Origin of the sequence: Exiguobacterium sp. UBA6309, from assembly GCF_002439205.1 — a bacterium.
Taxonomy (GTDB): Bacteria; Bacillota; Bacilli; order Exiguobacteriales; family Exiguobacteriaceae; genus Exiguobacterium_A.
In genome coordinates this window covers 25,568-31,797 of the sequence record NZ_DJTL01000038.1, presented here as the reverse complement: position 1 = coordinate 31,797, position 6,230 = coordinate 25,568, and the positions used below count along the sequence as shown (strand labels likewise).

3 protein-coding genes and 1 pseudogene are annotated in these 6,230 nt (G+C 46.8%); 2 read left to right on the top strand and 2 right to left on the bottom strand.

All coding sequences use genetic code 11. The features are described from left to right. Together B3M90_RS13360 and B3M90_RS13355 are read right to left on the bottom strand one after the other, a co-directional pair. Positions 1-325: pseudogene (locus tag B3M90_RS13360) on the bottom strand (AraC family transcriptional regulator); the annotation flags it as partial. A gap of 115 nt (positions 326-440) precedes the next feature. Further along, the gene (locus B3M90_RS13355; RefSeq protein ID WP_290784444.1) at positions 441-2,648 is read right to left on the bottom strand and encodes a methyl-accepting chemotaxis protein; all 2,208 of its coding nucleotides are present in this window, start codon (positions 2,646-2,648) and stop codon (positions 441-443) included. 170 nt (positions 2,649-2,818) lie between these two features. Between B3M90_RS13355 and B3M90_RS13350 the strand changes: the two genes are divergently transcribed. Next, on the top strand, positions 2,819-3,241 hold the full coding sequence (locus tag B3M90_RS13350) for a CBS domain-containing protein (RefSeq protein WP_035410212.1): 423 nt from the start codon (positions 2,819-2,821) through the stop codon (positions 3,239-3,241). A 138-nt stretch (positions 3,242-3,379) separates the two neighbouring features. Further along, on the top strand, positions 3,380-6,166 hold the full coding sequence (locus B3M90_RS13345; protein ID WP_290784442.1) for a putative bifunctional diguanylate cyclase/phosphodiesterase: 2,787 nt from the start codon (positions 3,380-3,382) through the stop codon (positions 6,164-6,166). The last annotated feature ends 64 nt before the right edge of the window (positions 6,167-6,230 follow it).

Below are 6,230 nucleotides of genomic sequence, written 5' to 3'. Positions count from 1 at the left end.
CTTTATAGAACTGATGGTAGGCTTCATCTTGGATGTGTGCCCGAAAAAGAGCCGATTGTAGTAAAACCGGACCGATTCGGTACATTCCTTGTTCCGGAACATCTAAAAAGAGGTAAGCTGTACCATCTTTCAGGGTATAGAGTAGAGGAGTCTTTTTTAATACTGGCCATTCGTTCTCAATCAGTAAGGTTCCCGGATGAGATGGAGCTTCTGGACGTAACGACAGCGGAGTACCGTGATGATCTCGGTACGTGACGAAAAAACCAGTCATCCCGTAGAGGTGCTCTGCGATTTGCGTCAAGTCAGACGTCGACAAGCGATTCATGACACGACTCCTTTCGAAATATAGTGGATTGCTTCTAGTGTATGTCCTCTTTCGCGGATAGTCGAGAACGAAACAATGAAAAACGAAGCCTTTCGAAAAAAGACTTCGCTGAAAATCATTCGGATGAAGACGAAGGAACCTTTAAATCCGAATCATGTCGTTCCTCGTCAAGTGATGCGACAACTGCTTCCTCATACAATACGGATTCTTCCGAATGTATGACCTCTTCAACGGAGTCGTGAACCAATGCTTCCGTATCGTCGAGTTGGAAATCAAGCGTCAGTTGATGGAGATTACCAGCAATCTTTGCAAGATGCGTAGCGGCAGACGTCACGGATTCGAGTGTTGCGTTCGTTTCTTGAATGCTCGCACTACTCGTCTCAAGACCTGCGGCATTCTCTTCCGTCAAAGCGAGAATCGTCCCCATGGCGTCTGAGACTTCTTCCGTCGCTTGCGTCAACGCATGGATGTCACCGGTCAGTTCTTCTGTCCGGCGTGAGACATGTTGGACGGAACCCGCGATTTGCTCGAAATCGTCACCGGTCGTCTTGACGGAATCAAGCGATCGTTTCAAATCATCCATGACATGGTTCATCGCACCCATCGCGGTCTGTGTCTCGTCTTGGATATGATCGAGGAGTTGTTTGATTTGCTTCGCAGAAGCGTCACTCTCTTCCGCAAGCTTTCGGACTTCACTCGCAACGACAGCGAATCCGCGTCCTTGTTCGCCAACGCGTGCTGCTTCAATGGCGGCATTCAAGGCGAGCAAGTTCGTCTGACTCGAGATTGCTTGTAGTGTGCCAAGGACTTTGGCAATCTCATCCGATCGTTTACCGAGGAAGTCGGACGTATTTTGGATTTCCTGTTCGAGTGAGACGGAATGATCAAGTAAATCGGCGATCGTCTGTTTCGTTACATCACTTCCGCGAACGGCTGCGGAAGCGACGGTCGAGACTTCCGATAATGTCGTTGACGCGACGTGTTGCATGGCCGTCGACCGTTCCTTGACGCCATGAACGGCATGGGACGAGCGCTCTGCTTGTTTCGTCTGTGTTTCACCAGCCGCCGCGATCTCTTCCATCGTTCGTCCGATTTGCAGAGAAGCTGTTTGGACGTGCGTTGCATTCGTGGAGAGTTCGGCAGATGCATCCCGGACGGTCGTCGCTGAAGTCGTCAAAGCGAGAATTGTTTGACGTAGTCGAGCCCGCATCGCGTCAAAGTTATCGGTGAGATCCGTCAACTCGTCTTGGATGAAACGTGTCGGACGCTTTGGCGTCCGTAAATCACCAGAGGCGATGGCAAGTGCTTCTTGACGGAGTGTTGATAAAGGACGATTGATTGATCGACCAATCAACCAAGCAATCAACGTGGCTAAGGCGATCGCGACGACGAAGTTGATCAACGATTGACTGAGCATTTCTTCTTTCGGTGCATACAAGGAAGCATAGTCAAGAACGACAGCTAACTTAAAGCCTGTTTTTGACGAGGTCTGCCAGATGACGACGGATTTTGTACCGGCGACGTCCATGATGGTCGAACCCGACTCTTGTTCCATCATTGCTTTAGGAGCAGAGAAATAAGGTTTTCCGTCTTCTTTCATCTGCGTTACGTTTTTGAAGAAATAATTTTTATTCGGATGGGTGACAATCTTCCCATTTTGGGTATAGCTGAAGACGAATCCTTTTTGTCCGATTTCAATCCGCTTCATGTCTTCTGCTAGGCGATCGATACTTTTATAGATGGATAAGACACCTTTGATATTCGCCTGTGCATCTAGTGTTGCTTTTGAGAAGCCGATGATGGATAGTTTCGTTGCCGCATCATAATGCGGTTCACTCATGATGACGATGCTAGAGTTATCGAGTGCTTGTTTGTACCAGTCTTCCTTGCGTGGATCGTACCCAGGTGCTGCCGCTTGTTTTGGCCAGTTGAGATAACCACCAGCGGTATCCGCATACTGAATGAAGGAGTTTTCGATTTTCGATGAACCGTACTTTTCTAGGACGCTATAGATATCGCTCGCTTTTTGCGTCGGAGGAGTAGCCGGATCGGGTTGTTTCGTTTGATCCGTGTAGTTCGGTAAAGCGCCGTCCGCTCGGTTGAACGGAAGACCTGCGAGTAAGGTCGTATCCTTCTTCGTATCATCAATGATTCGTGTAAAGGATTGTTCGAGTTGCTTCAAAGCGGTTTGTGACGTCGAGTCTACAAGCTGATCGACGGTTTGGCTCGTCTGATCATAAGAAAACCAGGTTGAGGCACCGAGAGTGAGAGCGGGCAATAAAATAAGCCCGATGAACAGGCGACGCGTGATCGGGAGGCGCATATGTATTCTCCTAACTAAATAGTCTTTAAATTCTGTCTACTTGGAATATCGGAAGAGTATGACCAAATATGAAGGATTATGTAGAGATTTTCATCATTTGAGAAATGAATCGGAGCAGGGTTCATGATAAAATGAAAAGAGTGTCACAGAGTGGCTAGGGAGGAACAGAAATGAATATTGCTTTTTTCTTATTACCTAAAGATGAGGTGAAATATTTAGATCCTGAGTCAACGGTCAGACAAGCACTAGAAAAGATGAAACATCATCGTTTTACGTCAGTCCCACTCGTTGATAATAAAGGGAAATACGCAGGAACGCTGACAGAAGGCGATGTCTTGTGGGCGCTCGAAGCAAATCTCGAGCATGCCGATTATGACCATGTCTTGCAGACACGTTTAACCGATATCAAACAACGCGTCCGTTATAAACCGGTCTCGATCACAGCGCAAATGGAAGAGATGATTGAAGTCATCACGGATCAAAATTTCGTACCCGTCATCGATGACGGAAGACATTTCATCGGGATTATCCGACGACGTGACATCATCGATTATTTTGCTAAAAAAGTAGCGCGTGAGAACGTCAGTTATTAAAAAAGAATAAAACTAGTAAAAAAAGCACTTATTTTCGCAGAAATGTGGGAAGACGTGCTTTTTATTGACCCAAAACGACTTCAGGAAACGGTATGAGACGACGATATAGAAACATAATGACAATTTAGGGAGGACGATGTGTTGCGACGTTTATCACCAGTCTTCATCGTAGAAGCTTTTCGAAGACGCTCCTACTATAAAACGTTCTCATGGATGATTGCGATCATCGGGTTATTAGCATTGATCGTCGCATGTCAACATTTGATGAAAACACTCGAAGAAGGCTATCGCTTCAAAGCATCAGGAAAAACGATTGCTGAAGTGATACCATTTAATCATGCTGAACAAGAAGTGACACGCTATTATTTTTCATCATTGAATGAGGACACGGATGTTCTACAAGCGTCCAAACAGTCCGATCGTGCATTGGAACAACTAACGGATCGTCTACCGAACATGAAAGCGACCGGGTCGGCACGGGAAGAAGTCTTGGCGGAAGTCAAGAAGCTTCAACGACAAGGATATGAATCGAACCATCGTTTCTTCACGACGATGACGAATTTCAAGAGTGAAATCATCTTCAATCAACTCGTACTGAGCAAAGAGACAGGGTCTTATTATAATGTCTTCTCCAATTTGATTCTGATGGAGGAACAACTTGGGAAATCAGCTGAAATCTTAAAAGATGCCCGTCAAAAGGAAGAACCGAGCTCGATTGATCGATTACGGATTCAGCAGATGCGGATTGATTTACCGATACGCCAGGCATCACTCATCAAATCATTGTATGATGTGATTCCTCTTCAGGACGATACGGGACGTCAAGATGTCGCAACAATGCGGGAACAGATGGCTGCCTATACACAAACGCTTGATGATCTATTGCGTGCTCCAGAAGTCGAGACGTACGCTGCTTTGGCAGGACAAGCGGAAGAATATGAATCGAGTATGTATCGTTTGTACGATCAAGAACTCAACCAAGTCGCACAAGAAATGCAGGATCGAGGCCATCATATCATTCGCAATGCCTGGCTTCTCTTTGGTGTAACCAGTGTCTTAATTCTTGGACTGTTGATTTTGACCTTATCGTTATTACGCGCCTTTCGCCAAGATCTCTCCTTACTGAAGGGAGAAGCGAATACCTTTGCGGAAGACCGCCGGCAATCCGGTTATGACGTACCGGAGCGAAATGATTTTCAACCTGTCGTCCAAGCGTTTCGGACGATGACGGCCATCATCGCCGGGTTGCTCGATCATAATGATGCGAAAACAAAAGAGATCAAGCAGAAAAAAGCGGAAATCGAGTCGCTCTTTTCACAAAATACAGATCCGATTCTTGCGATGTCATCTGACTATACGATTGTGAACGGAAACGAACGCTTTCGACAATTGACGAAAGCGACGGCGGGATGGACGATCGAAGAACTGATCCATCCGGCTGATTTGAATCGGATGCGGCGAGCGTTGAAGCAATCATTGGAAGGCCATAGTCAAACGATTCGTTGCAAGATGTTGTTCGATGAAGAAATCTTAAACATGTTCGTCAACATCGTCCATGTCGCAAACAAAGAAGACGATACAGGCGTTGCACTTTACTTATCCTGTCATGATGAAACGGATCAGTTCCGGCGCGAAGAACGGATCACACAACTCGCACTCTTTGACATGTTGACGGGACTGTTGAACCGAAATGGCTTCGAACAAAAGATGACAGATGCGTTGAAAGCACCTCAGCCGGGAGAACTCGTCACCATCAGCGTTCGACAATTCCGGCGAATCAACGATATTTACGGACATGGTGCAGGCGATCAGATTTTGAAAGATCTCGCCAATCGACTCAAACATCATTTCATCGGAACGGGACAAGCCGCACGAATCGGGGGAGACGAATTCGCCGTGTTGGTTGCACAACAGGATATCGTGGATTACGAGAAATTGAAGCAAGTCATCGAACACGTTTATGAGATCGACGGAGAGTATGTCAATGTCAGCATCAGTATGAGTATGGTGCGGTACCCCGATGATGCAGTAGCCGTCACGTCCTTGTTATCTTCGGTTGATATCGCGATGCAGCATGCGAAGCAACAGACAGAAGGCGGACCGGTCTGGTTCGAATCCTGGATGAGTGCCGAGTATCTCGAATCCGTCGTCCTCGAAGGAGAACTGCGGGACGCGATCGAAAAGAACGAGCTACAATTGTTCTATCAACCACAAATCAATCTCGCGACAGGTCAGGTCGATGGTTGTGAAGCGCTTCTGCGCTGGTTCCACCCTGAACGAGGGTTGATCAGTCCGGCGATCTTCATTCCGATTGCCGAACGATCCATGTTGATTGAAGAGATCGGGATGTGGGTCGTTGCCGAAACGGTCCGACAAGTCGAAGAGTGGAAGGATACGGAACTCGGAGTACTACGCGTCTCAGCGAACTTATCCGTCAAAGAACTCGTCTCCGGTCGGATCGTCGATTATTTGACTGATGTCCGAGAGGTTCATCCGGGAATCGAACAACGGGTGGAACTTGAAATTACGGAATCATTCGGTGTCTTTTCAGACACACGCGTGTTTGATGCGTTACAGAAGTTGCATCAGATGGGGTATCGTCTTGCGATTGATGACTTTGGTACGGGGTATTCTTCCTTGTCGTACCTGAGTCGCTTGCCGATTCAGCGACTGAAAATTGACCGTTCGTTCATCAGTGGTCCGGATGCATGCTCGAACACACCGCTCATCGAGACCATCATCAAGCTCGCACATACGCTGAAGTATGACGTCGTCGCTGAAGGGATTGAAGAACTTGAACAAGCTGATCATTTGCGAGTGCTTGACTGTGAGTATGCGCAAGGATTCTATTATTCAAGACCGATTCCAGCCGACGAGTTTCGAGTCTGGTACGTGAAGTACCATCAAAAGCTTCTATCTGAATGAAATTAGTCTATTATGATTCATGATTTTAATATGTATGTGTCTTAAAATGAAAAAAGGTGAGTTT